10 protein-coding genes are annotated in these 13,501 nt (G+C 48.9%); 7 read left to right on the forward strand and 3 right to left on the reverse strand.

What is annotated here, in order from left to right:
- Positions 1–19 precede the first annotated feature (19 nt).
- From AB5Y73_RS05765 to AB5Y73_RS05795, 7 genes are all read left to right on the forward strand, one after another.
- Entirely contained in the window at positions 20–1,276 is a 1,257-nt protein-coding gene (locus tag AB5Y73_RS05765) for an oligosaccharide flippase family protein (protein WP_279499276.1), read from the forward strand.
- An 8-nt stretch (positions 1,277–1,284) separates the two neighbouring features.
- The gene (locus tag AB5Y73_RS05770) at positions 1,285–2,052 is read left to right on the forward strand and encodes a glycosyltransferase family A protein (RefSeq protein ID WP_234829677.1); all 768 of its coding nucleotides are present in this window, start codon (positions 1,285–1,287) and stop codon (positions 2,050–2,052) included.
- 1 nt (position 2,053) lies between these two features.
- On the forward strand, positions 2,054–3,148 hold the full coding sequence (locus AB5Y73_RS05775; protein WP_162850472.1) for a glycosyltransferase: 1,095 nt from the start codon (positions 2,054–2,056) through the stop codon (positions 3,146–3,148).
- The gene (locus AB5Y73_RS05780) at positions 3,145–4,278 is read left to right on the forward strand and encodes a glycosyltransferase family 4 protein (RefSeq protein ID WP_118854070.1); all 1,134 of its coding nucleotides are present in this window, start codon (positions 3,145–3,147) and stop codon (positions 4,276–4,278) included. Before AB5Y73_RS05775 ends, AB5Y73_RS05780 begins: the two co-directional genes overlap by 4 nt.
- Positions 4,279–4,296: 18 nt before the next feature.
- Positions 4,297–5,577 carry a sugar transferase gene (locus AB5Y73_RS05785; RefSeq protein WP_118854069.1) on the forward strand — a complete coding sequence of 427 codons (1,281 nt, stop codon included), beginning with the start codon at positions 4,297–4,299 and terminating at the stop codon, positions 5,575–5,577.
- 17 nt (positions 5,578–5,594) lie between these two features.
- Positions 5,595–7,322: a PglL family O-oligosaccharyltransferase gene (locus AB5Y73_RS05790; RefSeq protein ID WP_139441259.1), complete on the forward strand. Its 1,728-nt coding sequence runs from the start codon at positions 5,595–5,597 to the stop codon at positions 7,320–7,322.
- Positions 7,323–7,930: 608 nt separating this feature from the next.
- Complete coding sequence (locus tag AB5Y73_RS05795) at positions 7,931–8,341, forward strand: H-NS family nucleoid-associated regulatory protein (protein ID WP_005344269.1); 411 nt, start codon at positions 7,931–7,933, stop codon at positions 8,339–8,341.
- A gap of 536 nt (positions 8,342–8,877) precedes the next feature.
- Here the strand turns inward: AB5Y73_RS05795 and AB5Y73_RS05800 are convergent.
- Genes AB5Y73_RS05800 through macA form a run of 3 tightly spaced genes read right to left on the reverse strand, consistent with a single transcriptional unit; the run spans position 8,878 to position 13,378 of the window.
- Positions 8,878–10,242, reverse strand: coding sequence for an efflux transporter outer membrane subunit (locus tag AB5Y73_RS05800; RefSeq protein WP_118854068.1), 1,365 nt, complete (start codon positions 10,240–10,242; stop codon positions 8,878–8,880).
- A 2-nt stretch (positions 10,243–10,244) separates the two neighbouring features.
- Positions 10,245–12,218 (reverse strand): MacB family efflux pump subunit, encoded by a 1,974-nt coding sequence (locus AB5Y73_RS05805; protein WP_181497480.1) that lies wholly within the window; start codon positions 12,216–12,218, stop codon positions 10,245–10,247.
- Entirely contained in the window at positions 12,215–13,378 is a 1,164-nt protein-coding gene (macA, locus tag AB5Y73_RS05810) for a macrolide transporter subunit MacA (protein ID WP_107684180.1), read from the reverse strand. The genes AB5Y73_RS05805 and macA overlap by 4 nt, the downstream gene beginning before the upstream one ends.
- Positions 13,379–13,501: the final 123 nt, after the last annotated feature.

Here is a 13,501-nt window from a genome sequence, read left to right on the forward strand (position 1 = left end):
CTATAATGAGGCAACTTGGATGCGATTAGGCCTGGTTGTGGCATTTTATCGAGAATATGCCGCAATTATTACTAATGTTAGTATTCTATTATTTGAAAAAATGGTGACCATTGGGTTGGTTTTTTTTTGCGAGGGGGTAATTAGTCATCTACTCGGTGTGTCATTATATGGGAAATGGCTATATTCGCTCAATGCCGTCATTTTATTGTCATCAGTTACATTGATTGCCGGCTCGGAAGTTGTTGTTCCGGCATTAGTTCGGCATCCTCATTTGCGTTGGAAGATACTATCTTCAGTATTTGTTTTTCGTCTACTTTTCGCTTTGGTTGCTTTGCTTGTCACATTAGTCTACGCAAATTTTATTGTCGCAGATCAAGATGTAAGATTAATGCTGATGCTATTGGCACTGGCGCTCATTTTTAATGAACCATTTTCAGTAATAGCCAACTACTATCAAGCCACCACAAATATAGGTGTTGTTGTAGCGATTCGTCTTGCAATTTTATTATTAAGGGTGCTTTTGGTAAGCCTCGCTTTTATATTTTCATCTTATTTCATCATCTATTCAAGCAGGGCAATAGAAGCAATGTTTTTAGCTATGTCACTGAGTTGTGTTATTTATTTTAGAGGTGGCATTTGGGACTGGCATAAAAAAGTGGCAGTGATAATGTTAAGTCGAGGTGGGGCGCTCTGGGTACCATTAATGCTGATGCTGATTTATATGAGGATTGATCGCTTTTTCATCGAGCATTACTTAGGGTATGAACAACTAGCCATGTATGGTGTAGCTAGTCAAATGCTAGAGCAGGGCGTACTTGTACTTGGTATAGTTGTGCAGTCTATAGCGCCAATGATGTTATATGGGCGCAGAGTAAAGAAAATACATACGGTCTGTTTAGGGCTGTTATTAGTTGCATGTATCTTGCAATTAATGGGGGGGTTATGGCTACATGAAATTGTCTATTTTATATTTGGAAAAGATTATGATTTAGCAGCAGAATTAGCCATTATGATGTTGCCTGCGCTTTCTTTTTTCGCTGTGGATAGCATTTTAATGCAACGATTATACCGTGACAAAAAATATTTTTTGATAATGTGCAAGTGGTTCTTTCTATTAATTATAAGTATATTCAACCATTGGCTGTTGCTAAAAGTATTTCGTTCAGGTGACATTTACATCGTTTACATAACTAATGCTTTTTTGATGATGGCTGCGACGATGTCGATATACTTCATTCATCAATATCAAGGTTGCGTGTGTAAGGTCGTGCAATGATAACAATAATGACGCCAACTTATAACAGAGCATATGTTTTACCAAGGTTGTATGACAGTTTGTGTCAGCAGACAAGGCAGGACTTTGAATGGCTCGTAATCGATGACGGTAGCACTGATGGTACCGCCGAGCTTATTTTTGATTATAGAGTTAAATCTGACTTTTCAATCAATTATTATTATAAAGAAAATGGAGGGAAGCATCGCGCTATAAATGAAGGTGTGGTTCATGCGACCGGTGATTGGATTATCATTGTTGATAGTGATGACTTATTAACTGGTGATGCTGTTGCCAAGCTATATGATGTTATGAATCATATTGGCTCGGAATTTGTTGGGATGTGTTTTAGAAGAACAACATTATCTGGTCACATAATTGGTATCTCCGACCCCGCATGGATCAAGTCAATAGTAATGCAGCCCATCATGGCAGGACATGTATTAAAAGGTGACTTGGCTTATGTTTTTCGCACTAATGTTATGCGTGAGTGTCCTTTTCCTGAGTTCCCGGGCGAAAAGTTTGTACCAGAGTTATATATATGGAATAAAATTGCCGATATAGGTAAGATAGTTTTTTATGTAGACCAAGTAATATACTTGTGTGAATATCTTCCTGATGGCTACACCTCAAATTTTAAAAAAAATCTAAGAAGTAATCCATGTGGTTTCGGTTTGTTTTATCGAGACCAGGTGATCCGAGATACTCGATTGTTCGGCAAGGTCAAAGCATGTGTCAGAAGTCTCCAGTGTATTCTTTACTGTTGGTTGAAGAAATAGCATGAAAATTGCGATGGTAATCACAGGCCTTGGTATGGGGGGCGCTGAACGACAAGTGTGCGATTTGGCAGATCAATTTATTAGGTTGGGCCACCATATATTAATTATCTCGATGACCGGTGAAATTAGAAATCGCCCACATTCGACTGCAGCAGACATCGTTTCACTGCAGATGAGGAAAACTCCATTTAGTGTTTTCAAAGCATACTGGCAGGCGATCAGGTTACTTAATCAATATAAACCGGATGTGGTGCATAGCCATATGGTGCATGCAAATATTTTTGCTCGGTTATTACGATTGTTTGTATCATTTCCGAAGCTTATCTGCTCTGCACATAGTGTTAATGAGGGGAGAGGGTGGCGGATATTAGCATACCGGCTTACCGAAAGGTTATGTGATCTTAACACAAACGTAAGCCAAGAAGCAGTTGAGGCTTTTATTAAACAAGGTGCGGTATCTGCCGGGCGAATGAAAGTCATGTATAATGGTATTGATACGGAGCGTTTTTATTTTAACTCCACAGTCAGAAATAAATTACGCTCTCAGCTTGGGATTGATGACAATAACATATTGTTAATTTCAGTAGGCAGACTGACCGCTGCCAAGGGCTATACAAATTTGCTTGTTGCATTTGCGATGTTATCTTCGAGATTCAATAATATTAAGTTGGTCATTATAGGTGAGGGTGAGCAAAAAGAATACTTAACCACAATCGCTAGCGCACAAGGGATTAGTGAGCGAGTTCATTTCTTGGGGCTGCGCTATGATGTTGAAGATTGGATGAGTGCAGCAGATATATTTGTGTTGTCATCCGCTTGGGAGGGGTTTGGTTTAGTTGTGGCTGAGGCTATGGCTACTGAGCGGGTAGTGGTTGCCACCGATTGTGGTGGAGTGAGGGAAGTGGTTGGCTCTGCTGGATTGCTTGTCCTCTCTAAAAATAGTCAGCAGCTATTTACCGCGATTGAGCAGGCTATGATGCTCTCGCCGCTTGAGAGAGAGGTGATGACCAAGGAGGCTCGGACTCGGGTTATTAACCATTATTCAATAGAGACTATCTGTCTGCGTTGGTTAAATTTTTACCAGGACTACACATGAGCAAACATCTTTGTATGGTGAGCAATACAGCGTGGTCAATGTGGAATTTTCGCCGCGGATTATTATCTGCACTTATACAACATGGATATCGCATAACGATTGTTGCTCCACCTGATAATACAGTTTTTTCGCTCTGTAATTTGGGGTGTTCATTTATTCCGTTGGCACTATCCCTTAAGGGAGTCAACCCAATTGTTGAACTAAAATTAATATTTGATTTCGTAAGAATATATAGAAGAGTTAATGCGGATTTAATTATCCATTATACGGTAAAACCAAATGTATATGGTTCTTTTGCTGCACATCTTTGTCGCACACCTGCCTTGGCTATAACCACTGGGTTAGGATATGCCTTTATGAATGATGGTTGGGTCCCTAAAGTAGTAAGATTGCTTTATAAATTCGCTTTTAAATATCCTAAGCTAGTCATTTTCTTAAATGAAGATGATCGCCTTGAATTTGTATCAAGACAGTTGGTAGATGAAAGAAAGACTCTGTTACTGCCTGGCGAGGGCGTTGATTTGAGTTTTTTTTATCCTTCAGAAAAATTTGCTGAAGATGACTCGGTTAGTTTTTTGCTCATTGCGCGGTTGTTATGGGATAAGGGGATTGGAGAATATGTATCAGCCGCAAAGCAGATTCACATTAGTCATCCAAACATAAAGTTTAAATTGCTAGGCGATGTTCAGGCTGATAACCCACGAGCGATCGGATATGCACAGTTGCATGAATGGATCAATGAAGGTGTGCTGGAATATCTCGGTACTACACATGATGTTAGGCCTATCATAATGGAAAGTGATTGTATTGTGTTACCTTCTTATCGCGAAGGATTGCCAAGAACTATGATCGAAGCTGCTGCAATGGCAAAGCCAATTATTGTTACCGATGTTCCTGGATGTAGAGATGTACTGCTACATGAGAAAACCGGGTTACTCTGTCAAGCTAGAAATGTTTCATCATTGGCTGATGCGATGATGACATTCATACGAATGACTACAGCTCAAAGAACCTTGATGGGTCATGCTGGGAGGCAATTAGTCAGTGCCAGATTCGATGAGAAAAAAATCATTGGCATATATTTTGACATATTGGCTCAGCATATCGATGGCGCTCACCCCTGTGGTTGATAACTAAATGAGTTTTTCATGATAAATAATAGCTATTATCCATATGGTGGTCGTTGGTATGACCTTGTACGGTTTAATTATACAATAATGTTCTTTTTTACATCCTTGGTATCAACATTACTACCTGCATTTTTGTTTTGGGGCGGGGACTTTTGGAATTTCCTTGATGATGTTAAAATAAATTCACTTTTAGGCATCTTTATAACATGTATTACTACTGGTTTTTTCCTAAGTCGAGTGCTTTGCTATCCTGGAGTTAATGCTTTATCTTATATGATTCCAACAGTAACCGCAGTGTATGGAATATTATTCGGTGTGTTGCTGCTGTTTCGTCTTGAGTATAGTAGGCCAGTAATTATAAGCTCGTATATATTAGCTTTAGTATCTTGCTGGCTTATTTATTACTTAGGGACACGATCTGGCAAGGTTAAGTATTCTATCATCTCGGTTGGTAATTATCAGAAACTGTGTGCCTTGACTGCTGTTGAATGGAATATTCTTCACAAACCTGATTTTTCTCTGTTTTGTGGTAATGCCGTAGTTGCTGACTTTCACTCATCTGATTTGACGAGTGAATGGCAAAAGTTATTAACTGATTTCGTTTTGTTAGGGATACCAATCTATCACAGCAAAACTATATATGCATCATTAACAGGCCGAGTGAGCGTTGAGCAATTATATGAAAATGACTTGGGTTCTGCTATTCCCTCATTGTTTTATTTCTATTTAAAAAGACTTGCGGATCTTTTGATTGTTATAATTGCACTCCCCTTTTTTATGCCGGTGTTACTTATAGCGGTAATATTAATAAAGCTAGAAAGCCCTGGCCCTGTTTTCTTTAAGCAAAAGAGAGTTGGGCTGGGCAATAAAGATTTTGTAATATATAAGTTTCGTAGTATGCATGACAGTTCATCATTAGACAATGCATATTTTGCTCAGGAGGTTGATAAGCGGATTACTCGTGTTGGTCATTTTATTCGTAAATATAGAATTGATGAGCTCCCGCAATTCTTTAATGTTCTTAAAGGGGATATGAGCTTGATTGGTCCACGGCCTGAACAGCGTTTTTTTGTGGAGAGGTTTGAGTCTGAATTACCATTCTATATGTATCGTCATATGGTCCGTCCTGGTATAAGTGGATGGGCTCAGGTGATGCATGGCTACTCAGCTGATACAGATAGTACTCGTATAAAATTAGAATATGATTTTTATTATATTAGAAACGTTTCGCTTTGGCTGGATCTATTAATAGTAATCAAAACTATTAAAACAATGCTGACAGGGTTTGGGGCTCGTTGAGTATACGGAAATAAGATATGAGCAGCTTGTATTGGATTTTATCTTCATTATACTGGTTATTTGGAGTGCATTTTTTTATGCACAACCCCGGAGGAGCCGGGCTGTATTTGCCCTTTAACTCGTGGGGATGGGTGTTTGCCTCGTTGGCTATTGGATTGGGATTGTGGCAGGTGACGTTACGTCAGCGCCTGCTCTTCTCTCCATTACAAGCGGGTTTATGGATAGGGTCACTCTTGCTGTTGCTCCCGATGCTCTATCCTGGTTTTGCATTCAAGGATTATGCTATTCCCCGATTGCTGGGACTTTTTGCTGGCCTACTGTTTTTGTTTGGACTCTATCAATGGCGTTTTGATAAGGCGCAGCGTGATCGCTTGCTCTATCTCATCCTGATTGCGATCGCGATGGAGGCAGTGCTGGGGCTGGTGCAGTTCTACCTGTTAACGCCAGGTAACTGGATTGGCTATGACACCAAGGCCAATCGCCCTTACGGGATCTTTCAACAGCCAAACGTGATGGCGACGTTTATGGCAACTGGCCTTGCCCTTGCTATCTGGCTGGAATTACGCCGAGAGGGTGGTCGATTGCTGATGGCGTTGCGCTATGGCGTCATTCTATCTGCGGCACTTCTGCTCGTTGTTTTGCAATCCCGAGTGGGGCAGTTAGGCGGCCTGCTAGCCCTGTTCTTACTGATGCCTCAGCTTTATCGACAGCGGCTGCTATGGCGGATATTGGGTCTGGTTATTTTGGCTGTAGCGATTGGCCTGTTATCACAATATTGGCTGGCTGGAGCAAAACGAGGATTAGAGATCTATCAGTCCGGTGGTATGCGCTCTATTTACTGGCCTTATGCGGTAAAACTGATTGCACAGGCTCCTTGGAGTGGATGGGGATACGGCAGTTTTGAATCTGTTTTTCTCCATCACTACATGGCTGATAAAGCACTGAATCCGTCCATGGTGCAGATTGAGTACAATCTTGACCACCCCCACAACGAGTTTCTCTATTGGGCTGTTGAGGGCGGTATTGCACCCATGGTCGGCATGGTGATCATGGGAGGTGCATTATTATGGCGTCTGGCGAGTGTGCGCTGGGTGCATGCCATGGGGCTGCTTGCCTTGGTTACCCCAATATTGCTTCATACCCAGACGGAATACCCTCTCTACCATGCGATCGTGTTATGGTGGCTGTTGCTGACGCTGATTTATATCATCGATACCGAAATTGAGGAGACCAACCTGGCGAGTCAGGGTTTCTCATCATGGTGGGATATGGAGTGCCGCCTATGGCTGTTACTGCGATTTATGGCGATCGCTATCCCGCTGCTGGTCGTTCCCTTTATGCTCACAGCAATTCACACCGCATGGGTAGTCACCAAATATGAACGGGGTGGGTATAAAGAGCCGACCTTGCTACTTGATATCGTCAATCCCATGGCTTGGTTGACCCGAGTCGAGTTTGATGTGAACTCAGTTCGTCTGATGGTGGGCTTGCAGACAAATAACAAGACCGAACTGGAAGCTTATCTGGAGTGGGGGCAGGCATTCATACGCCATACACCGCGTGCCAACATATACGCCAATATGGTGATCGCGCTTAATGCATTGGGTCGTACAGAGGAAGCCAATGCGATGCGAGCTGAAGCACTTAAGCTCTATCCAACCGAGCCCCTTTTAACTGGGTCTGCTTCACAGGCAGTGATTACCGGTGTTGACCAATCAGGCAAAAATATAACCAAAAATAAATAGTGCTATTTGGATACATAGAAAGCCAGCCCTTAAAAACGGCTGGCTTTTTTATTTTTTCCCTTCTGGACAACCAGTATCTGAACAGTCTGTTTTCGGACGCATGCGTCTGTCAAACGGGCTATGAAAGGCATATTTGAAATGTCATGTGGCGATTCCAACCAATTGATTAATATGTAATTTTGTCGATGGCGTTGAAGGGGTTGATAGTCAATTGGGAGTATTCCCTTCATCATCGGGTGAAGGGACAGGTTCTAGACGTGTTCATTGCTAAACAGATAGGCATAGTCTTGTCACGTGATGTTGAACGTATGGTAGAAATGTTCGCTCAGGCTTATAAAGCAGGTTACCGAGTTAGTTTTGTTGGATGCTGAACTGGAAATTAATGAGTCTTGAAATACCGATGTTTCTTGAACACAAGATGGTAATCACCTCTCTACCCAGAAGATCTGCATTCCAGCCAGTTTGTTATTGATAGTGGCAAGCATTCGATCTTGATGGTGAAATTTAAGAAAAAAAGAACGTTAATATAGAAAAACTGTATGTTCTCGCGAATTGTCCATGCTATTCTGAAACGGTATCCCTGTAACCGACTTTTTTGTGAGGAAATAATGAACGAGTTTCTGAAAGTTCTGCTGAACATTCGCAGTCTGCGTGCGGCTATTCGTGAGCTGCCGTTTGAGCAACTGCTGGAAGCTAAAGAGAAGTTTGACCTGGTTTACCAAGAGCGCGCCGATTCTGTTGAACAGGAGCGTGCTGAACAGGAAGAGCGTCAGCGCAAGCTTAATGAATTCACCGAAATGCTGCAGCAGGCGGGTATTGACCCTCGCGAGCTGTTGGCGACTGCCGCAGCTCCGGCTGCTGCGACTGGCGCTGCCAAGAGCAAGCGTGCTCCGCGTCCGGCTAAATACAAGTACGAAGAAGATGGCCAGGAAAAAACCTGGACCGGTCAAGGCCGTATGCCGAAAGCCATTGCTGCTCAAGTAGCACTGGGTAAAGACCTGAACGATTTCCTGATCTAATTCGTCAGGTTCAGAGATTGAATAATGCCGCCTTTGAGCGGCATTATTTTTGCCGTTTTACTCGTGGTTATCCAATCTGCCCCTTCGCCCCATTGTTATCTACATCCTCGCTTGTATCCTTTTTACCGTCGTTTCACTTCACTGTTACTTTGCTCAATATCACTCGTTGTTTGCGATTAATTTTGTCGTGCAGAATTAACTGCGTGATATCGCTTTTTGTATGCGTCGTGCAGATATGCGCTTCGGATATGTCTGTCACGATTCACGGGGCGCCGCTCGGCGAGAGTCGAGCTCTCTGCTGATGGAATATCCGGTAATCGTTATCTCCGTTCAGGGAGCGTGAGGGATAGAGAGAGTCGCAAAGTATGGCCGGGATATTCTGGGTCACCGATGCATGTAATTGGCTGCGCTGCCATAACTGCCCCTGATGATGAGCAATGGCGTTCGTCTGCCGTGTGGGCGAGGGAATTCGGTGCGGTCGATGGCGATGGTATTCCCCACTCTACAGGCAGAGTGGGGAATATTGGGGGGAGGCGTTATCGGGGCGCCACGCTATCGCTGCCACCCAGGGCGCGATAGATTTTGGCAGTGGTGGTGAGCTGCTCTTTTTGCTGGGCCAGCAGGCTCTGCTGGGCATCCCACAGTCGGTTCTGCTCATCGAGCCAGGCTTGCACGCCGGTCGCACCCGCCTGGAAGCGAGCCTTTGCCAGGCGTTCGGCCTCCCGGGCATAACTCAGCTGTTCCTGCAGATAATCGAGTCGCTGCTGGCCATAGTGGCGGGCGGCCAGATTGTCTTCCACCTCCACCAGTGCGGTGTAGAGCTGTTTGCGAAACTCGGTTTCAGCGATCTGGTAATCCAGCTCTGAGCTTTCGATGGCAAGCTGGGTGCGGTTGTATTCAAGGAAGGGGAGGGCGAGGCTGGCTCCCAGCGTACCGACCGGATTTTGCAGCACCTGCGCCAATCTATCGGATGCGGTGCTGGCGCTGCCGGTCAGGGTCAGGCTGGGGTAGAAGCTGGTGCGGATCTCGTCCCCCTTTGCCAGCGTCTTGCGCAGCCGCAATTCGGCCGCTTTGACATCGGGGCGGCGAGCCAGCACATCGGCTGGAATACCCACCGCAAGTTCAGGAATGGTCTGCTTTGCAAGGGACGCGGGTGCATACTCCAGCGGTCCGCTGCTACGGCCCAGCAGCAGACGCAGGGCATTGCGGGCCTGCTCCTGCTGCGCCTTGAGGGAGGCCAGCTCAGCCTGCTTGCCTGCCAGTTGCTGGCGTGCCTGCGCCAGATCGAGTCGGGTAATGGCGCCAGCCTGGTATTTGGTCTGGGTCAGCTGCTCGGTACGGGTCAGGTTGGCCAGCTGCTGTTCCCCAAGGGTGATGGCAGAGCCGAGATAGCCGAGCTGCCAATACTGCTCCAGGGTATTGCCGATCAGCAGCAGTCGGGTGCTGGCGAGATCCTGCTCGCTTGCCGCCGCTTCCCAGCTTGCCTGATCTCGCACCGAGGCGAGCTTGCCCCACAAATCCACTTCGTAACTGAGGCTCAGCGAGGGGCCCAGACTGTTGGTGTCTTTGCCGGTTTTCAGATCCTTGTTGCCACTGGCTGCGATAGTGCCATTGACCGAGGGGGTGAGGTTGGTATCGGCCTGCTCGGCCCCCAGTCGGGCGCTTTTGAGCTTGAGGGCCGCCACACGCATGTCCGGGTTGGCGGCCAGAACCGCCTCGACCAATTTGTCGAGCTGGGGATCATGAAATTCCCGCCACCAGGGGCCAGCCTGCGTAGCCAGTTGGGTGCCCTCTGCCTGTTGCCATGTGGGGGCAATCGTCAGCTCGGGTCTTTGATAGGTGCTGTGCTGACTGCAGCCGCTGAGGGCCATGCAGAGAGCCAGCCAGGAGAGTTTGTGCATTGTTATTCCCTCGCCAGTGCGACAACAGGGTCGAGCCGCGCCGCATTGCGTGCCGGCAGGTAACCAAACAGGCTCCCGATGAGTGACGAGCAGCCAAAGGCCATCAGGATGGAGAAGAGCGAGAACTGCATCTTGATGGAGTCCACCAGCAGTGAAAAGAGGGCGCCAATGCCGAGCGAGAGGCCGACGCCGAAGATCCCCCCCAGCAGGCTCACCATCACAGCCTCAATCAGGAATTGCTGCAGAATATCCGACTGGCGGGCGCCCACGGCCATGCGAATGCCGATCTCGCGGGTGCGCTCCACCACCGACACCAGCATGATGTTCATCACGCCCACCCCGCCGACGATCAGCGAGATCACTGCGATGGCCGAGACCATCAGGGTCATGGTGGCGGTGGTTTTCTCCACCGATTTGATGATGCTGTCGCTGCTGAAGGTGAAGAAATCCTTCACCCCGTGGCGCTTGGTGATCAGCTCGATCACCGCCTGCTCGGCGAGTGCCGGTTGTACCCCGTCTTTGACCCGGATGGTGATCTGGCTGAAGTGGTGCTGCGAGATGAGACGACTCATCACCGCGCTGTAGGGCAGCCAGATATTGACCGACTGGCTGGTGGGGCCGAAGCCGGTCTCCTGCGAAACCACACCGACAATCCGCACCGGCAAGGTGCCGACCAGTACCACCTTGCCGACCGGCTCCTCCTTGCCAAGCAGGCTGGTGATACTCTTCTTGTCCACCACGGCAACGGCGGCACGCTGCTGGATATCTTGCCACTCCAGTAAGCGACCACTGACCAGCGTCATCCCTTTCACCTTGAAATAGTCGTTACCGACCCCGGTCACGTTGCCGCTGTTGGTCTTGTTGCGGTAGCGCAACTGCCCTGAGCTGCCGATCTCGGGACTGGCGCCCGCAAGATAGGGTTGCCCCAACAGTGCATCGAGATCCCCCTTGTTGAGGGTCTGGATGCTGGCCATCTTCTCATCGCCCCATCCCTTGCCCGGGAAGATTTCGATGGTGTTGGTGCCCATCGCATTGATCTGGTCGATCACCTTGGCGCGCGCCCCTTGACCAAGGGCGACCACGCTCACCACGGCGGCGATGCCGATGATGATGCCGAGCATGGTGAGGAAGGTGCGCATCCGGTGGGCTAGCATGGCATGCATCGCCATCCGTCCCGCTTCCCGATAACGATCCCAGTCGTGGCCCATGGCACCTTTAGTGGGCACTATTTTTTGAGGGGCTACGGCGGTGGCTGGAGCCAACACGGCCGTTTGGCAGGGGCCGCTATCTTGTTCAATCCGACCATCCTTGAGAGTGATGATCCGGTCGGCATGGCTGGCCACGTTCATATCGTGGGTGACCAGAATGATGGTATGGCCTTGAGCGTGCAGCTCCTTGAGGATCGCCATCACCTCCTTGCCGCTCTGGCTATCCAGTGCGCCGGTCGGTTCATCGGCGAGGATCACTTCGCCGCCATTGGCCAGCGCCCGGGCGATACTGACCCGCTGCTGCTGACCGCCGGAGAGCTGACCCGGTGTATGGTGGCTGCGATCGGCCAGCCCCAGTCTGCTCAGTAGCTGACGCGCGCGCGTCTGGCGATCCAGGCGGCTGGTGCCGGCATAGACGGCCGGGATCTCCACGTTGGCGGCGGCATCGAGGTGGGGCAGCAGGTGGTAGCGCTGAAAGATAAAACCGAAGTGGTGGCAGCGCAGCCGGGCCAGCGCCAACGCATCCATGGTGGCGGTGTCCTGACCGCGAAACAGATACTGGCCGCCGCTCGGGCTATCGAGACAACCCAGCAGGTTCATCAGGGTCGACTTGCCGGAGCCGGACGCGCCGACAATGGCGATCATCTCTCCTGCCGTGATGGTTAGGTCAAGAGGGTGGAGCACTGTGACTTCGCTGTCGCCGCTCTGGTAGCGTCGCTCGACCCCTTTCAGCTGGATCAACGGCAGCTGGTTCAGGGGCTCACTCATAGCATCACCGCCATCTCATCATTGTCGGCGGGGGCACCGTGATTGAGCTGCACCTCCTCCTTCTCACTCAGCCCGCTGATCACCTCAATGCGGATCTCATCCTTCATACCAGTCTTGATATGGCGGGTTTCGGTCGTCTCATCGTCCTTAATCACGGTGACTTCATACTCGTTGTCACCCAGCGACTTGCCGAGGGCAGTTTGCGGCACAGTGAGCACCTGCTTGCGCTCGCCGAGCACAATGGTCACCTGGGTGGTCATTGCGACCCGCAGGGTATGGTCGGGATTGGGTACATCGAACAGGGCGTAGTAGTAGACAGCCGCATTGCTGGTGGTGGTACCTGTGGTGGCCTGATCGTTGATGTTGGTAGGCGCTAACTCCACGGCGCGAAGCGTACCCTGATAGCGGGTATCCGGATCGCCGATCAGGGTGAAATAGACCGGCATGCCGGCTTTGACTTTGGTGACATCGGCTTCGGAGATCTGCGCCTTGACCGTCATGGTCTCGAGGTTGGCCAGCTTGAGCACGGTCGGCACCGTCTGGCTGGCAGCCAGGGTCTGGCCCTGACGGGTCACAATGCTGATGACGGTGCCATCCATCGGCGCCAGGATCTTGGTGTAGCCCAGCTCGGTCTTGGCCCGATCAACCTTGATCAGGGCGTTGTCGATATTGGCTTGGCTATTTTGCAGTTCGGCGCGGGTGACCGCCAGCAGGGCCTCGGCACTCTCCAGATCGGCCCGTGAGCTCGCCTCCTGCTTGAACATCTGCTGCTGGCGCCGCCAGGCGAGCTCGTTCTGTTTGAGTTGTGCCTGCTTGATCTTGAGCTGGGCGCGGTTGCTGGCAAGTTCCGCCTTGGCCGTTTTGAGGTTGTTCTGGGCAATCAGGGGATCGATCTCGGCCAGCAGGTCTCCCTGCTTGACCTGATCACCTGCCTCGACGGCCAGCTTGGTGACTTGACCGGAGACCTGAGCCCCCACATCTACCTGCTCTACGGCCTGCAGCACACCACTGGCCAGCACGGTTTGGGCGATATCCTCGCGGGTCACCTGAGCGGTCAGCATCGCCTTGGGTGGTTGACTGGGCCAGAGCAGCCAGCCGAGGAGCACCACGGCGATCAGCATGGTGATGGCCAGGGTTCTCTGCTTGGGGGTTATGTTCATCGATCACCTGAATGGAAACGGAAAAGGTTGTGCGCGGCGATTATCCTGCAGCAAAGCCCTGATAAATAACAGCCGCAAATATGTAAGCAAAGTTATGGCGTTAACTGTCAATAAGCCGTGAAA

Origin of the sequence: Aeromonas sp. s7(2024) (assembly GCF_040907825.1) — a bacterium.
GTDB classification, from domain to species: domain Bacteria; phylum Pseudomonadota; class Gammaproteobacteria; order Enterobacterales; family Aeromonadaceae; genus Aeromonas; species Aeromonas veronii.

Excerpts from the sequence above, each read along its gene's own strand:
- AB5Y73_RS05765 (WP_279499276.1), top strand. The coding sequence starts at position 20 with ATGCGATTAGGCCTGGTTGTGGCATTTTATCGAGAATATGCCGCAATT.
- AB5Y73_RS05770 (WP_234829677.1), top strand. The coding sequence starts at position 1,285 with ATGACGCCAACTTATAACAGAGCATATGTTTTACCAAGGTTGTATGAC.
- AB5Y73_RS05775 (WP_162850472.1), top strand. The coding sequence starts at position 2,054 with ATGAAAATTGCGATGGTAATCACAGGCCTTGGTATGGGGGGCGCTGAA.
- AB5Y73_RS05780 (WP_118854070.1), top strand. The coding sequence starts at position 3,145 with ATGAGCAAACATCTTTGTATGGTGAGCAATACAGCGTGGTCAATGTGG.
- AB5Y73_RS05785 (WP_118854069.1), top strand. The coding sequence starts at position 4,297 with ATGATAAATAATAGCTATTATCCATATGGTGGTCGTTGGTATGACCTT.
- AB5Y73_RS05790 (WP_139441259.1), top strand. The coding sequence starts at position 5,595 with ATGAGCAGCTTGTATTGGATTTTATCTTCATTATACTGGTTATTTGGA.
- AB5Y73_RS05795 (WP_005344269.1), top strand. The coding sequence starts at position 7,931 with ATGAACGAGTTTCTGAAAGTTCTGCTGAACATTCGCAGTCTGCGTGCG.
- AB5Y73_RS05800 (WP_118854068.1), bottom strand. The coding sequence starts at position 10,242 with ATGCACAAACTCTCCTGGCTGGCTCTCTGCATGGCCCTCAGCGGCTGC.
- AB5Y73_RS05805 (WP_181497480.1), bottom strand. The coding sequence starts at position 12,218 with ATGAGTGAGCCCCTGAACCAGCTGCCGTTGATCCAGCTGAAAGGGGTC.
- macA (WP_107684180.1), bottom strand. The coding sequence starts at position 13,378 with ATGAACATAACCCCCAAGCAGAGAACCCTGGCCATCACCATGCTGATC.